11 protein-coding genes are annotated in these 14640 nt (G+C 71.5%); 5 read left to right on the top strand and 6 right to left on the bottom strand.

What is annotated here, in order from left to right:
- Positions 1–18: 18 nt before the first annotated feature.
- Positions 19–1176: a DNA recombination protein RmuC gene (locus J3P38_RS04145; RefSeq protein WP_210438593.1), complete on the bottom strand. Its 1158-nt coding sequence runs from the start codon at positions 1174–1176 to the stop codon at positions 19–21.
- Positions 1177–1216: 40 nt separating this feature from the next.
- The gene (locus J3P38_RS04140) at positions 1217–2212 is read right to left on the bottom strand and encodes a GlxA family transcriptional regulator (RefSeq protein WP_210438592.1); all 996 of its coding nucleotides are present in this window, start codon (positions 2210–2212) and stop codon (positions 1217–1219) included.
- 72 nt (positions 2213–2284) lie between these two features.
- Here J3P38_RS04140 and J3P38_RS04135 point away from each other — a divergent pair, with 72 nt between their 5' ends.
- Positions 2285–3622 carry an MFS transporter gene (locus J3P38_RS04135; protein ID WP_210438591.1) on the top strand — a complete coding sequence of 446 codons (1338 nt, stop codon included), beginning with the start codon at positions 2285–2287 and terminating at the stop codon, positions 3620–3622.
- Between the two features lie 7 nt (positions 3623–3629).
- On the opposite strand, the gene J3P38_RS04130 is transcribed toward J3P38_RS04135, so the two are convergent.
- The gene (locus J3P38_RS04130; RefSeq protein WP_210502752.1) at positions 3630–4409 is read right to left on the bottom strand and encodes an exodeoxyribonuclease III; all 780 of its coding nucleotides are present in this window, start codon (positions 4407–4409) and stop codon (positions 3630–3632) included.
- Between the two features lie 145 nt (positions 4410–4554).
- Between J3P38_RS04130 and J3P38_RS04125 the strand changes: the two genes are divergently transcribed.
- Positions 4555–5367, top strand: coding sequence for a M57 family metalloprotease (locus tag J3P38_RS04125; protein ID WP_210502751.1), 813 nt, complete (start codon positions 4555–4557; stop codon positions 5365–5367).
- 66 nt (positions 5368–5433) lie between these two features.
- On the opposite strand, the gene J3P38_RS04120 is transcribed toward J3P38_RS04125, so the two are convergent.
- Positions 5434–6942 carry a PH domain-containing protein gene (locus tag J3P38_RS04120; RefSeq protein ID WP_210502750.1) on the bottom strand — a complete coding sequence of 503 codons (1509 nt, stop codon included), beginning with the start codon at positions 6940–6942 and terminating at the stop codon, positions 5434–5436.
- Positions 6939–7442, bottom strand: coding sequence for a PH domain-containing protein (locus tag J3P38_RS04115; protein ID WP_210502749.1), 504 nt, complete (start codon positions 7440–7442; stop codon positions 6939–6941). Before J3P38_RS04115 ends, J3P38_RS04120 begins: the two co-directional genes overlap by 4 nt.
- Before the next feature lie 193 nt (positions 7443–7635).
- On the opposite strand from J3P38_RS04115, the gene J3P38_RS04110 reads away from it, so the two are divergent.
- Positions 7636–8463, top strand: a complete 828-nt coding sequence (locus J3P38_RS04110) for a M57 family metalloprotease (RefSeq protein ID WP_210438586.1) — start codon at positions 7636–7638, stop codon at positions 8461–8463.
- Between the two features lie 111 nt (positions 8464–8574).
- Positions 8575–9651: a redox-regulated ATPase YchF gene (ychF, locus tag J3P38_RS04105; RefSeq protein WP_210502748.1), complete on the top strand. Its 1077-nt coding sequence runs from the start codon at positions 8575–8577 to the stop codon at positions 9649–9651.
- A 301-nt stretch (positions 9652–9952) separates the two neighbouring features.
- Here the strand turns inward: ychF and J3P38_RS04100 are convergent, their stop codons facing one another.
- Positions 9953–10636 (bottom strand): TetR/AcrR family transcriptional regulator, encoded by a 684-nt coding sequence (locus tag J3P38_RS04100; protein ID WP_210502747.1) that lies wholly within the window; start codon positions 10634–10636, stop codon positions 9953–9955.
- Between the two features lie 119 nt (positions 10637–10755).
- Here J3P38_RS04100 and J3P38_RS04095 point away from each other — a divergent pair.
- A partial coding sequence (locus J3P38_RS04095) for a glycosyl hydrolase (RefSeq protein ID WP_210502746.1) occupies positions 10756–14640 on the top strand: 3885 nt, incomplete at its 3' end.

Here is a 14640-nt window from a genome sequence, read left to right as displayed (position 1 = left end):
CCCAACCTAGGACCGCCCTCACGCGCCCTCGGCGCGGCGCGCCGGGGGTGACGGGGACTGCTCCTCGAGCAGGGCGTCGAGCGCCGGGTCGCCCGAGGCGCCCGGGACGTCGCCGAGCAGGGCCAGCTCGGGTGCGGCTGCCGAGCGGGGAACCGTCTCGACCTGGCGCGGCGCCTCGAGGTGCTCGGTGGTCACCCCGAGCTCGGTGAAGCGCCGCGCCGACACCAGCACGCGACCCTCGAGCGAGCCCATCGCCTGGTTGTAGGCCACGACGCTGGCGTTGAGCGAGCGGCCCACGCGGTCGAGGTGGCCGGCCATCGAGGCGAGCCGCGCGTGCAGCTCCTGGCCGAGCCGCTGCACCGCCTGGGCCTGCTCGTTGAGCACCTCGTGCTGCCACCCCTGGGCCACCGTGCGCAGCAGGGCGATGAGGGTGGACGGCGTCGCGAGGACGACGTTGCGCGCGGCGGCCTGCTCGACGAGGTCGGGCACCGCCTGCAGGGCCGCCTGCAGGATCGCCTCGCCGGGGAGGAAGAGCACCACGAACTCCGGCGTCCCGGCCAGCGCCTCCCAGTAGCGGCGGGAGCCGAGGTCGGCGACGTGCTTGCGCACGTGCTCGCCGAGCCGGGCCAGCGCCTGCTCGTGCTCGGCGGGGTCGTCGGTGCCGGTCAGGTCGAGGAAGGCGGCCAGCGGGGCCTTGGCGTCGACCGCGATCGTGCGCCCGCCGACCAGCGACACCACGAGGTCGGGGCGCAGGCGGCCGTCGTCGACCCGCACCTGTTCGGCGAAGTCGCAGTGGTCCACGAGCCCGGCGAGCTCGACGGTCCGCCGCAGGTGCAGCTCGCCCCACTGGCCGCGCACCTGCGGCTTGCGCAGGGCGGTCGCCAGCGTGGTCGTCTCGCGTCGCAGCGTCTCCGTGGAGCGCCGCATGTCGGCGACCTGCTGGGCGAGCTGGGCCTGCCAGGCGACCCGGTCGTGCGCCAGGTCGCTGAGCTGGTCGTGCAGGCGGTCCAGGCCGTCCTGCACGACCGCGTGGTCGGCGACCCGCTGCTGGAGCGCGGCGATCGCCGGGTCGTCGGCGGCTCGCCCGCGCGACCACAGCACGCCGATGAGCGCGCCGAGCGCCAGCCCGACGGCCAGCACGGTCGCCAGGGTGAGCAGGAGGGGCAAGGTGTCCATGGCCCCAGCATGCGCCGGAGCACCGACAACCGGTGGGACGTCAGGCGTCGACGAGCTCGGCGGACGTGCCCCGGAACGTGCGCCGGTACGCCGACGGCGAGACGCCGACGGACGCCCGGAGGTGCTGGCGCAGCGACGCGGCGGTCCCCATCCCCGCGCGCGCGGCGACCTCCTCCACGGGCAGGTCGGTCGCCTCCAGCAGGTGCTGGGCGTGGCGGACCCGCATCTGGGTGACCCAGGCACCCGGCGACTGGCCGGTCTCCTCGCGGAACCGGCGGGTGAAGGTGCGCACGCTCATCGACGCCCGGTGCGCCAGCGCGGCGACGTCGAGCCGCTCGTCGAGGTGGGCCTGCGCCCAGGCGCGCACGTCGCCGGTCGCCTCGTCGGCACGGTCGGGCACGTGACGCTCGATGAACTGTGCCTGCCCGCCGTCGCGCCACGGCGGCACCACCATGTGCCGGGCGACGGCGTTGGCCACCGCGGTGCCGTGGTCGGTGCGCACGAGGTGCAGGCACAGGTCGATGCCGGCGCTGAGCCCGGCGGACGTCAGCACCCGGCCGTCGTCGGTGAACAGGACGTCCTCGTGCAGCGCGACGTCGGGGTGGAGGCGGCGGAAGTCGGCGGCGTACTTCCAGTGGGTCGTGGCGCGGTGGCCGTCGAGGATGCCCGCCGCGGCCAGCACGAAGGCGCCGGTGCAGATCGACACCCAGCGCGCGTCGGCGGGCACCGTCGCGAGCGCGGCGCGCAGGTCGTCGGGCAGCGAGCCGTCGCGGCGCGGTCCGGCGACCTGCGTGCCCGGGACCACCACGGTTTGCGCGCTCGCCAGGGCGCCGACGCCGGCGGAGGGGGCGATGGCGTACCCCTTGCTCGTGGCCACCGGCGCGTCGTCGACGGACACCACCTGGACGTCGTAGAGGGGGTGCCCGTCCGGGTCGCACGCCTCCCCGAGCACCTGCGGCGGGATGGTGAGGTCGTAGCCGATCACCGGCGGGATCGCCAGCACGACGACGCGGTGGGGGGTGGGGGACGGTGCCATGGCCGGATCCTTGCACATGTTGGCGTTCGTGCCACTCGTCGGCGTCCGGCGACCGGGGCCACAATCCAGTTCGTGACGACGTCGACCCCGCCCTCACCGACCCCACCCGCGGCGACCCCCGACCCCTCTGCCGGGGCCGCCCGGCTGCACTGGGCGTGGGTCGTCGCGGCGGTCGCCTTCGTCACCCTGGTGGGGGCGGCCGCCTTCCGGTCCGTGCCGGGCGTGCTCATCGAGCCGTTGCACGAGGAGTTCGGCTGGTCGCACGGCCTGATCGGCTCGGCGGTCTCGCTCAACCTCATGCTCTTCGGCCTGATCTCGCCGTTCGCCGCCGCCCTGATGGACCGCTTCGGGGTCCGCCCGGTGGTGACGTTCGCGCTGGTGATGGTCGCCGTGGGCAGCGGCCTGACCGTCTTCATGTCCGAGCCCTGGCAGCTGGTCGTGTGCTGGGGGCTGCTCGTCGGCATCGGCACCGGCTCCATGTCGATGGCGTTCGTCGCCACCATCACCAGCCGCTGGTTCGTCGCCCGCCGGGGGCTGGTCAGCGGCATCCTCACCGCCGGCAACGCCACCGGGCAGCTGGTCTTCCTGCCGATCGTGGCCTGGCTCGCCACGCACCACGGCTGGCGCACCGCCGCGGTGCTCGCGGCCGCGGCGGCGCTGGCGGTCGTGCCCCTCGTCCTGCTGCTCCTGCGCAACCACCCGGCCGACATGGGGCTCCGGGCCTTCGGCGCCACCGACGCCGACCCGGGCCCGCCGCCGCACCAGCAGGTCGGCTCGAGCGCCGGCCGGGCGCTCGCTGTGCTGCGCGACGCGGCCCGCAGCCGGACGTTCTGGCTGCTCGCCGGCGGCTTCGCGATCTGCGGCATGACCACCAACGGCCTCATCGCCACCCACTTCGTCCCCGCCGCGCACGACCACGGCATGCCCGCCACCACGGCCGCCGGCCTGCTCGCCGTCGTCGGCGTCTTCGACGTGGTCGGGACCGTCGCGTCCGGCTGGCTGACCGACAAGTACGACCCGAGGCTGCTGCTGGTCGGCTACTACGCCCTGCGCGGCGTGGGACTGCTGACGCTGCCGGCGCTGATGTCGCCGCACGTCGAGCCGAGCATGTGGGTCTTCATCGTCGTCTACGGCCTCGACTGGGTGGCGACGGTGCCGCCGACCGTCGCCCTGTGCCGGGACCGGTTCGGGGCGGCCACCGGCCCCATCGTCTTCGGCTGGGTGTTCGCCAGCCACCAGGTCGGCGCCGCGCTGGCCGCCACCGGGGCCGGGGTCGTCCGCGACGTCACCGGCGGCTACGACCCCGCCTTCTACGCCGCGGCCGGGCTGTGCGCGGTCGCCGCGCTGCTGTCGTACGCCATCCGCCGCACGCCGCAGGCCTCGGCGGCGCCGCCGGCCGGGGTGATGTGAGCGGTCGTCACGCCAGGTCGACGACCACCGGCGCGTGGTCCGACGGCGCGCCGGTGCCCTGGGCCGGGTCGCGCTCGTCGCGGTCGACGAACGCGCCGGTGACCCGCGAGGCCAGGGCCGGCGACGCCAGCACGAAGTCGATCTTCAGGCCACGGTCGCGCTCGAACCGCTGGCGGTAGTAGTCCCAGTAGGTGTAGCCCGGTGCGTGCGGGCGGGTCACCTCGGCGTACCCGTCGTCGAGGAAGCCCTGGAAGGCCGCCCGCTCGCGCGGCGTGACGTGGGTGGACCTCACGAACTGCTTCGGGTCGAACACGTCGTCGTCGGTGGGGCAGATGTTCCAGTCGCCGACCAGGGCGGTCTGCTCGTCGAGCCAGCCGCTCGCGGTGGCGCGCAGCCGGGCCAGCCAGTCGAGCTTGTAGAGGTAGTGCGGGTCGTCGGGCTTGCGCCCGTTGGGCACGTAGAGCGACCAGATCCGCACCCCGCCGCAGGTGGCGCCGATCGCCCGGGACTCCGCCGCGGCCGGCTCGCCGTACGACGGCATGCCGGCGAAGCCGACCTCGACGTCGTCGAGCCCGACCCGTGACACCAGCGCCACGCCGTTCCACTGGTTGAGGCCCGCGACGGCGACGTCGTAGCCGAGCGCCTGCAGTCCCATCAGCGGCAGCTGGTCCTCGCGCGCCTTGGTCTCCTGGAGGGCGAGGACGTCGATGTCGTGGCGCTGCACGAAGGCCTCGACGCGGTCGATGCGGGAGCGGAGGGAGTTGACGTTCCAGGTCGCGATGCGCACGACTCCACCCTAAGGAGGGCTTTACAGGACGCGGGTCCGCGGGGGAGGTTCGTCGGCACGCACCTGTCTCGGGAACTCGTGCTGCTGATGCTGGGCTCTCCGGGACGACGTGTGTCCAGTCCCCCTTCACGAGAGAAGAACCAGCATGCAGCGCAGTCGACTCGGGGCGATCGCCCTCGGCGCAACGGCACTCCTCGGCGCGGCCCTCGCCCCACCGGCACTGGCCGCCACGGACTCGGAGATCCCGACGTTCACGGAGTTCCACGCCTCCACCTACAAGGACCAGGACAAGCAGTACATCGTCAACGGCGACGAGCCGATCTCGAACGCCGGCGACCTCCGCGCCTACTACGACCGGATGGTCCACGGGGCCGAGGAGGCCATGGAGAACGGCCTCGTCGTCAACACCGTCGGCGGCGTCGACGACAAGTGGTCGGCCTCGCAGGTGGGCAACCTGACCTACTGCGTGAGCACCAAGTTCGGCTCCCGCCACGCCGACATCGTCGCGGCGATGAACGGCGGCGCCGGCCTATGGGAGGCGGCGTCCTCGCGGATCAACTTCGTGCACGTCCCCTCGCAGGACGCCAGCTGCACCACGCGCAACAACAACGTGCTGTTCTCCGTCGAGCCGGTGCAGACCTCGCAGTACATCGCCCGCGCGTTCTTCCCGAGCTCGCCGAAGCGCTCGCGCAACGTGCTGATCGACGACTCGATCTGGACCTCCGGCTCCTGGACCCCCACGAACATCATCGGGCACGAGCTCGGCCACACCCTGGGGTTCCGCCACGAGCACACCCGGCCGGAGGCCGGCACCTGCTTCGAGGACAACAACTGGCGCCCGCTGACGCCCTACGACTCGTCCTCGATCATGCACTACCCGCAGTGCAACGGCACCTCGAACAACCTCAGCATGACCGCGACCGACCGCCAGGGCGCTGTCGCCCTCTACGGCGCCTGAGCCCTCTGACGAGGTAGCGTCGATCCGAGCGCGAGCGCCCCTCCGTCCCGAGCGGAGGGGCGCTCGTCATGTCCGGGCCCGCTCGAGGAACGGTGCCAGCAACCCCGGCGTCGCGCGGTCGGCCAACGCCACGGCCACGTCGAGTCGTACGTCGCGCACGACCACGCGCTCGGTGCCCGCCGCAGTCGTCGCGGTGAGGTCGGCGAGCCCGATCCGGCGCTGCCACCACGACTGTGCCAGGACCCACCCGATGATGCCGTCGGTCTCGAGGACCGTGCGGATGCGCGCGAGGGTGCCGCTGCCGGCGACCAGGTGCTGCTCGCCGAGGGCGTGGCCGAGGTGGCGGTACGACGCCTCGCCCACCGCTGCCCCCAGCACCAGCAGGGCGGCCGCGACCGCGCCGAGCCACCACCAGGAGAGGTCGAGGAACCACCACGCCACGGCGAGCAGCGCGACGACGTCGAGGGCGTTGCGGAGCTGGCGGAACCACGACCGTCGACGGGCCCTGGGGCCGTGCTCGACGAGGGGTCCCGTGAGCGGGCCGGCCACCTCCAGCACCGACTCGCCGACGCCGACCGCGACGTCCCGCGGGCACGGCGGCAGCACCTGCGTCACGCCGGCCTCGACGCCGGTGGCGAGGGTGGCGAGCTCGGCGCCGCCGACGAGGCGCATCAGCACGGGCTCGGTCATCGCGACGCCCCGGACCTTGGCCTCCTCCACCGTGATCGACCGTGTCGTGACCAGGCCGGACGTCAGGTGCAGGGCCCCGTGCTCGCGGACGAGGCGGAACCCCCACCACTGGAGGACGTAGCCGGCCACCGAGACCGCGACCCACAGCGCCAGGCCGCCGACGGCCAGCACCACCACGACGGCCGCGATCGCGAACTGGGTGACCCACTCCCAGGCGCTGGTCGCCGTCTCCTCGTTCCAGATCGGCAGCTCGTCGGCGACCTGCGAGAAGACGCCGACGGCGCCGGCGAGCAGCACCAGGCGGCCGAGGCTGAACGGGGCGAACCGCAGCCAGGACCAGTCGATCCGCGCCAGGGGAGGCGCGGGAGGCGGTGGCGGGGCGGGCACCGACACCTCTTCCGCGACGCCGGCGCCCTCCGGCAGCGCGGCCGGCGGCGCCTCGCGACGGCGCAGCAGGGTCGTGCGCAGCGCGTGGGCGTCCGCGACCGCCAGCGCGTCGAGGGTGATGCGGTCGTCGTCGACGCCGGTGCCGACCTGCACCTTCTGCAGCCCGAGGAGCCGGTGGAGGAGCGAGGCCTCGAGGTCGACGCTGCGGACCCGGTCGAGGGGCGCGGTCGAGGTCCTCTTGGTGAGCAGGCCGCTGCGCACCTGGATCTGGGTGGCGGTCAGGCGGTAGTGGGTGGTGAGCCAGGGGAGCGCACCGAGGAGCAGGGGACCGAGCACGACGAGCGGCAGCACCAGCGGCCAGAACCTCGTGTCGCTGCGACTGATGCCGACCAGCGCGACCACCACCGGGATGATCGCCTGACCGACGGCCTTCACCGGGTCGAGCAGCAGCTTGCGCGGGCTGAGCCGGGTCCAGCCGTCGCCGGGGGCCGGGATCACGTCGCGTCGTCCTCGGTGGCCGCGGTGATGGCGGTCAGCCGTGCCACGACCCGCCGCGCGGTCTCGTCGTCGAGGCAGTCGACGGTGATGGGGCCCGCCGCGGACGCGGTGGTGACCGTGATCGACGCCAGCCCGAACAGGCGCATCACGGCGCCCTGCCGGGAGTCGACGGTCTGCACGCGGCTGATCGGCGCGATCCGGGACTGGCGCCCGATCCAGCCCTCCCGCGTGTGCACCGCCGTGTCGGTGACCTCCCAGCGGTGCACCCGGAACCGGATCCGCGGCATCAGCGCGACGTGCGCCACGGCGGCCAGCCCGACCAGCAGGACGAGGAGCCCCGCCCAGTCCGGGACCCCCGGCACCACCAGCCACGCGACGACGGCCGCGCCCACCAGGACGGCGTCGCCGACGAGTGCCGTCACCGTCCAGTACGGGACCGCGCGCGGCGAGACCCGGTGGGCCGGCGCGCGCAGCACCGGCGTACCCCCCTCGTCACTCATGCGAGCGAGTCTTGCAGGTGGGTCTCCGGCCGGGCGCCACGCGGCACCGGCACGCGTCCGGTCTGCGGACGGACTTCTGCAACTTCGTGCACTGCACGGACCTGAGGCTCCGCGGTCCTTTCCAGCACCGGTCCGGACCGGGTGTGGTGTGCATGCACGACTTCCGTCCACCACCCCAGCAAGGACATTGCGCATGTCGAACAGGATCGCCAAGGCCGCCACCGCGACCTTCGCTGCAGCCGCACTCGCCCTCTCCCTGAGCCCCGCCGCCACCGCGGTGCCGGCCACGGAGCGGGTCCCCACCTTCGGGGAGTTCCAGGCCTCCACCTTCCGTGACGTCGCCCGCCAGTACGTCGTCAACGGCGACGAGACGGTCGCCGGCACCAAGCAGCTCCAGGACTACTACGACGAGATGCTCGCCGACCACCACGCCGGCGACGGCCCGTCCAGCGAGCTCATCATCAACCGCGTCTACAGCCGTGACGACAAGTGGTCGGCCACCGCGGCCCGCAACCTGACCTACTGCGTCAGCAACAACTTCGGCACGCAGAAGGCGAACATCGTCAACGCCATGGCCAGCGGTGCCGCCCAGTGGGAGGCCGCGTCCAGCGGGGTGAACTTCATCTACGTGCCCTCGGCCGACAGCAACTGCCGCACCTCCAACAACGCGGTGGTGTTCTCGGTGGAGCCGACCACCACCACCCAGTACATCGCGAGGGCGTTCTTCCCCAGCAGCCCCGACTACCAGCGCAACGTGCTGGTCAACGCGACGTCGCTGATGAACAGCGGCTCGTGGACCCCGAGCAACATCATGGCCCACGAGCTGGGCCACGCGCTCGGCTTCCGTCACGAGCACACCCGGCCGGAGGCGGGCACCTGCTTCGAGGACAACAACTGGCGCGCGCTGACGCCGTACGACTCGGCGTCGATCATGCACTACCCCCAGTGCAACGGCTCGTCGAGCAACCTCGCCATGACCGCGACCGACCGCGCGGGGGTGCGATCGGTCTACGGCTCCTGACGGCACTCAGACGTCCCGCAGGAGGGAGGGCCCGGCCGCTCGGCCGGGCCCTCTGCCGTGCCCGGCTCGCGTTTCGTGCCGGTGGTGCGCACCGCCGTAGACTTCCCGCCCGTGGCTCTCACCATCGGCATCGTCGGACTCCCCAACGCGGGCAAGTCGACCCTCTTCAACGCCCTGACCAAGAACGACGTCCTCGCGGCGAACTACCCGTTCGCCACGATCGAGCCCAACGTCGGTGTCGTCGGCGTCCCGGACGAGCGGCTGCCCCGGCTCGCCGAGCTGTTCTCCTCGGCGAAGGTGCTGCCGGCCACGGTCGAGTTCGTCGACATCGCGGGCATCGTCGCCGGGGCGTCGCAGGGCGAGGGACTGGGCAACAAGTTCCTCTCCCACATCCGTGAGTCGGCCGCGATCTGCCAGGTGACCCGCGTCTTCCGCGACGAGGACGTCACCCACGTCGACGGGAAGGTCGACCCGGCGTCCGACATCTCGACGATCTCCACCGAGCTGATCCTCGCCGACCTGCAGACGGTCGAGAAGGCGATTCCGCGGCTGGAGAAGGAGGCGCGCGGGAACAAGTCGCTCGCCGCCACCGTCGACGCCGCCAAGGAGGCCCTGTCGGTGCTGGAGTCCGGCACCCGGGTCATCGACTCGGGCGTCGACGTCTCGCTGCTGCGAGAGCTGTCCCTGCTGACGGCCAAGCCGTTCATCTTCGTCTTCAACTGCGACGCCGACGAGCTCGCCGACGAGGACCTCAAGGCCCGGATGCGTGAGATCGTCGCGCCGGCCGAGGCGATCTTCCTCGACGCCAAGTTCGAGGCCGAGCTCGTCGAGCTCGGCGACGAGGACGAGGCCCGCGAGATGCTCGCCGAGATGGGCATCGACGAGCCCGGCCTCGACCAGCTCGCCCGCGTCGGGTTCGACACCCTCGGCCTCCAGACCTACCTGACGGCGGGCCCCAAGGAGACCCGGGCCTGGACGATCAGGAAGGGCGCCACCGCCCCCGAGGCCGCCGGAGTCATCCACACCGACTTCCAGAAGGGCTTCATCAAGGCCGAGATCGTCTCCTTCGACGACCTGATGGCCGCCGGGTCCATGCTCAAGGCGCGCGAGCTCGGCAAGGTCCGCATGGAGGGCAAGGACTACGTCATGGCCGACGGCGACGTGGTGGAGTTCCGCTTCAACGTCTGACGGCTCACTGTTGGGCAGGTCAGAAGAGATCCACCAGCGCGTAGGCCCTGTCTGCCCTGACGATGCCCCACCGGAACGAGGCGCACTCGTCGAACAACTGCGCCGCGGCGTACTCGACGCTTCGGTGGTCAGCCACATACCGGCACAACCGATGGACGTCTGTCGTTGGTGCCGCGTGCTGAGAGCGGCACAGGACGGGCCGACGTCCCAGTCACAGCGGGAGGCCATCAGCCCGGAGGCGTAGAAGGGAGGTCGTGCATCCGCACCTGAGCTGGCAGGTGCTGCGCAGCAGCGGAGCCCTTCAACCGATAGATGAGGCCGTGTAGATCGTCCGCACCCAGACCTCGGTCACGGCAGCCGCGAGGGCCGTTGCGTCACTGGCCTGATCGAGGGTCATCCGTTCGAGCATTCGCTCGCTCATGTCGTTCAGCGCTACAGCCAGCGCTTCCGCATCCGGACCAGCGCTGCCTGTCGCCCGGTGCTGCTCCTGACGGATCCAGTCTGCGACGACGGCTGTGTAACTCGCTCTCGCCGCTTCGGTTCGGTCCCGGACGACCTTCGAGGTGTGGCGTGCCTGAAGCACGGCCCTGAACAGGTGCTGGTGTGGGCGCCAGTCCGCCAGGAGATTGGCGATCATCGTTTCAATCCGTGCTCGCGGGTCCGTCACCTCGGTCACGGCTGTCACGGGTCGGATCGTGACGTACCAGTCGAAGGCGTCTGCGGCGGCCTCCGCCTTGTCGTCGAAGTAGAAGTAGAACGCCGAGCGCGAGACGCCTGCGCGGCTCGCCACGTCCGAGACCTGGACACGATCCAGATCCCCACCGTTCTCGCGCAGCACGTTCTCGAGTGCGGCAAGCAACCGAGCTCGTCGATCGTCGCCCTTGGCACTCCCTTGGTGAGGCAACCGGTATCCACCAGGCACGCCGACATTGTGGCAGGCCCACTGCTCCGCCTCCCGTGCCTGCGTCTCGAACCGGAGGGCCACTGTTGCGCTCGTCACATGCAGAGTCCATACTTCTGACAGGCGTCAGATGAAACCTTTCAACATCGAACCGGATCGGTCGTGCCCCAATGAACCCTCGCTCCTGCTCGCGCAACGTCGTCATGGCGCTGACCGTGGCTGTCGCCGCAAGCGCGACCATTGCGCCGTCCCCGGCAACTTCGACGGCACCCACGCCGGGCGCGACACCCGGCCTCGACAGCAGCGAGACGCCCGCACTCACCCCGGCTCTCTTCAGCGACCCGCCCGCGGAGGCGCGTCCGAAGTACCGCTGGTGGCTTCCCGCGGCGGCGACCTCTGAGCAGGAGCTGTCAGCGGAGATGCGACAGATGAAGGCCGCCGGCGCAGGTGGCGCAGAGATCGCCTCGTTCCCCAATCCGGGTGCAGGAAATCAGACTGGTCAAGGCTTGGCCGCCACGGGATGGGGCACGGACCTCTGGCTGGACAGGCAGCGCCACATCTATGAGGACGCGGCGGACCTCGACTTCCTCATCGACGCCACCATGTCCGGCCGGGGCTCCGACGCCATCAGCGTGCCGACGCGTGGGGGTCTGAACGCGCCCGCGAGCAGCAAGCGCTACGTCACCGGGTTCACCATGCTTGCGCCGGCTGCAACCTACGACGGACGCGTGCCGGCAACCCCGGAGGTGTCCACGTCCACCTCCCTGTGCGCAGCGGCCGAAGCCGGCGACACGCAGGTCCTGCCCGCGGCGACCGGAGCGTTCAGTCCCGGCGACCGTGTCACCGTCGGAGCCGGGGCGCTTGCAGAGATCGCGACGGTCGCCGAGGTCGGCGACGGGTCGTGGGGATGCGGCGTGTCGCTCACTGCCTTGCAGCCGGGTGACGACAGGCTCTTCGTCAGCGCGCAGTCCTCGGGCAAAGCCGCGGACTACAACCAGTACTTGACGCAGTTCAACATCGGCCAGCGCATCGTCATCGGCTCCGGGTCCGGTGCGGAGACCGTCGAGGTCAAGAGCGTCGAGCGCGCGCCGTTGGCCTTCACCCAGAACACCACGGGTGCCATCTCCCCTGGAGACGACCAGGTCGACCTCACCTTCACCTACGGGCTCGCGGCGGGCGACCGAGCCGTGATCGGCTCGGGCGCCACGGCAGAGACCGTCACCATCGCCGAGGTGGGCGTGGGCGGGAACCCCAACCGCATCCGCTTCGCCGCACCCGCCGCCCGAGCGCAGGCGCCCTTCGCCACCGTGCAGGGCATCGGCACCGGCTTCAGCATCACGCCAGTGGCAAACGCGCACGCCGCGAAGAGCGACGTGATCACCGACGCCCCCTCCGGCACCGGCCTCATCCTCGAGGAGCCGCTGGCTCGCCCTCACGCGCTCACCGAGCGCGTCGCAGCCAACGCACGCAAGACGACAGTCGCTGTGCTGGCCTACCGGTGCGCGGTCGAGTGCGCCGAGCGCCCCCGGCTGCTGGACCCCGACTCGGTGGTGGACCTCACCGCGGACGCGGCTGATGGGACGGTCGACGACCGATCCTGGCGCGACGACGGCACGTGGGTCGTCTATGCCCACCAGATGGTGAACGACGCGCCGTTCGGTGGCCCGTTCTCGTTCGTCGGCATCGACTACGCGGTCGACCACCTCTCGACTCGCGGGGCGCGCGCGTTCATCGACTACTGGGACGCGGCCGTGATGACGCCCGCGGTTCGGGCAGCGATCGCCGAGAACAGCGCGGGACTGCAGACGCTGTTCGAGGACTCCCTCGAGATGGAGTTCACCCCGAAGTGGACCGGTGACTTCCTCGACGAGTGGGAGGACCGACGCGGATACGACCTCACCCTGCTGCTGCCCGCTCTCGCCGGCACCGACCAGCAGGCCAAGCCCGGGTCCGATGCCGGGCAGCTGTTCGCCTTCGAAGGCGTCGACGTCGACCGCGTGCGCGCCGACTACCGGCAGACGTGGAGCGACCTGTTCACCCAGCGTTTCGTGGCGCCCATCGAGGCTTGGGCGCGACAGCAGGGGCTTGGCGGACGCTTCCAGCTCTACGGCAGCTTCCCCATCGACACCTCGGCCGCCTCCTCGCTGGTCTCGGTGCCCGAGGGTGAGGCGCTGGGCTTCGACGACGACATCAACACCTATTCGATCGTCGCCTCCGGAGCCCACATGTCCGGTGCCGACATCGTCTCCAACGAGTGCTGTGCGCGCAGCGGGAAGCCCTACCGAGCGGAGCTCGCCGGCGTTGGGTCGCCGCTCACGCAGGTCTTCCAGGGCTTCGCGGGAGGCGTGAACCAACAGATTTGGCACGGCTTCGACTACGCGGACGCCCAAGCGGCGAAGTGGCCCGGCTACCACGCATGGAGCCCGGAGTCCGGGGGCGCCGCCTTCTCGGAGGCCTGGGGTCCCCGCATGCCAGCGTGGGGGTCGGGCTCGGTTCGCGACATGAACGACGCAATCGGCCGGCTCAGCCTCGTGCTGCGGCAAGGTGCGCCGCGATACGACCTCGCCGTCTACAACCAGGTCTTCGGTCGCGGCACCTACCTGGGGCCCGAGGCGCCGAGCATCACCTCCAACGGGCCGCTGGCGCGAAGCGGCTACACCACCGAGTTCCTGAGCCCGACGTACCTGGAGTCCGACGCTCGGCGCCTCTGGGACGGCGACGCGTGGTTCCCCGACCACTCCGCCTACCGGGCCCTGGTGCTCAACGACCAGGTCGCGGCGTCCCCTCAGGCCATGCGCAAGATCGTCGAGCTCGCTCGCCGCGGGGCTCCGGTGCTCCTGGTGGGCCGGCTGCCCGCCCGTTCGCCCGGTCACGACCCCTCCGGTTCGAAGGACCGCACCGTCCAGCGTGCGACACAGGCGCTGGTCGACCTTGCAGACGACGCCAGCGCCCGCGTGGCTCGAGTCGCCGACGAGGCAGCGGCGCCAGCCGCCCTGGCCCGCCTCGGCGTCGTGCCGGCTGCCAGCAAGGCAAGCTCAAGCCCGACACTGACGGTTCGACGCCACAGCGGCGACGCGACGTACTACTTCATCTACAACGACGGCGACGAAGCCGTCACCGACGAATGGACGCTCACCGGCAGCGGGGTTCCCGTCACGCTCGACCCGTGGAACGGGAGCATCACGCCTATCGGGAAGTATGTCGACACGGCGAAGGGCATCACCCTCAGCACGACCGTACCCGCCCAGTCCGTCGCAGTCGTGGCCCTGACCGCGGACGGACTCGGCCAGCAGGTGCCAGATGACCACGTCGTCGACAGCAACGGCGCCGACGTCGTTGTCAGCGAGGACGGAGCCGTCGCGGTCCGCTCGAAGGACACCGGTCCGGTCACCGTCGTGCTGGCGAGTGGCGCCACGCGGACCGTCGAGCTGGCGCCCGCATCCGCCAAACGCTCCATCGACTCCTGGAACCTTGCACTCGAGTCATGGAAGCCTGACCCGTCAGCACCCGGAGACGCCGCAGCGATCGCAAAGGTCAACGTGGGCAGATTCGATGTGACGGCGGCCGAGGACGGCCTCCTCCCGTGGTGGAACACGCTCCGCGGTGACGGCTCCCTGGACATGACCTCGGGCATCGGCCGATACGTCACCACCGTCGATGTGCCGGCCAGCGGCTGGGACGGCGCCTACCTCGGCCTGGGGGAGGTCCATGGTGCAGCTCGGATCCTGGTGAACGGGCGACACGTGCCCCTCGACCTCCAGGACACGACCGCCGACCTCGGTCGGGCGCTGCGTCCCGGGCCCAACACAGTCGAGATCGTCGTGGCATCCAACCTGAACAACGCCGCGCACGGCACTGACTTGCAGAACTACGGCCTACGCGGGCCGGTCACCCTCACGCCCTACGACGACGAGGTTGTCGTCGACGCCAACCAGGCCTCGGCCACCCCCGCTCCCGCGACCCCGACACCGACGTCCACACCGACGCCGACCCAGGCGGCGGTCGACAAGGTCGTGGCGCGGATCGGCACCAAGGTGGTCAAGCCGGTCGAGGTCGGAACCAAGGTCCGGCTGCGGGTGACGGTCCGT

Source organism: Nocardioides xinjiangensis (assembly GCF_017916455.1).
GTDB lineage: Bacteria > Actinomycetota > Actinomycetes > Propionibacteriales > Nocardioidaceae > Nocardioides > Nocardioides xinjiangensis.
The sequence above is the reverse complement of the archived record's forward strand: the minus strand, read 5'-3'. Positions and strand labels throughout refer to the sequence as shown.